This window comes from Acidiphilium sp. PM (assembly GCF_000219295.1).
Lineage (GTDB): Bacteria > Pseudomonadota > Alphaproteobacteria > Acetobacterales > Acetobacteraceae > Acidiphilium > Acidiphilium multivorum.
In genome coordinates this window covers 1-1068 of the sequence record NZ_AFPR01000045.1, presented here as the reverse complement: position 1 = coordinate 1068, position 1068 = coordinate 1, and the positions used below count along the sequence as shown (strand labels likewise).

Sequence of the window (1068 nt, the reverse complement as noted above, 5' to 3'; positions counted from 1 at the left end):
GGCTCTATTCGCAATTCGTATTGATTTGGCGTAGAATGTTGGAAACGCTGAAGGATTGGGGCGATGGAGCGGAAAGAATTTCAGACGTGGCTGGCGGCGGTGGACAGCCTGAGCGAGGTGCAGAAGGCGGAAGCCGGGGCGATCCTGGCGGGTCGTCCGGCCGGGGAAGCCTCGTTGGCGGCGCTCGAACTGGGCGTCGGCGATGACCGGCGCTGCCCCCACTGCGGGACGCCCGGAGCGGTTGCCAATGGCAAGGCGCGGGGGATGCAGCGTTACCTCTGCCGGGCCTGCAAGCGAAGCTTTGGTGCACTGACGGGCACCAAGCTGTCTGGCCTGCACCACAAGGAGGTGTGGCTGCGGTTCGGCGAGAGCCTGGCTGACGGCGACACGGTGAAGGTATCGGCGGCGCGGTGTGGTGTCGCCGTCAGCACCGCCTTCCGGTGGCGGCATCGCTTCCTGGCGGCGATCAAAGCCGACGCCGGCAAGCTGCGGGGTATCGTCGAGGCCGACGAGACCTTTGTGCTGGCCAGCCGCAAGGGCGACCGGGTGTGGCAGCAGGCCAAGGCTGGCAAAGCCGTCCCCGGCCTGCCGGAGCGCAAGCCGCGCCAGCGCGGCGGCAAGGCGAAGAAGCGCGGCCTGTCCGACGAGCAGGTGCCGGTCCTGGTGGCGGCGGATCGTTCCGGCGCCACCGTCAGCGCGATGTTGCCGGCGGTCACCGCCGACGCCATCCGTGCGGTCCTCGCGCCGGTGCTGGACAAGGACGCTCTGCTGGTCACCGATGGCGGCACCAGCTATCCGCCATGCGCGGCGGCTTTGGGCGTCAGCCACGCGGCGCTCAATCAGTCGACCGGCGAGCGTGTCCGTGGCGAACTCCACATCCAGACCGTCAATAACCGCCATTCCCGCCTCAAGGATTTCCTGCGCACCCGCCGTGGTATCGCCACCCGCTACCTCGACAGCTATCTTCGCTGGTTTCACCTCATCGGCCTTCATCCCAACCCAACCCCGCGATACTGCCTCGCTGCCGCTATGGGAGCATAATTGTCAATACGAATCGCGAATAGAGCC

1 protein-coding gene is annotated in these 1068 nt (G+C 66.9%); it reads left to right on the top strand.

Features of this window, described 5'->3' with window-relative positions; all coding sequences use genetic code 11:
- Window positions 1-63 precede the first annotated feature (63 nt).
- Entirely contained in the window at window positions 64-1041 is a 978-nt protein-coding gene (locus APM_RS01640) for an IS1595 family transposase (protein ID WP_007421616.1), read from the top strand.
- The last annotated feature ends 27 nt before the right edge of the window (window positions 1042-1068 follow it).

Excerpts from the sequence above, each read along its gene's own strand:
- APM_RS01640 (WP_007421616.1), top strand. The coding sequence starts at position 64 with ATGGAGCGGAAAGAATTTCAGACGTGGCTGGCGGCGGTGGACAGCCTG.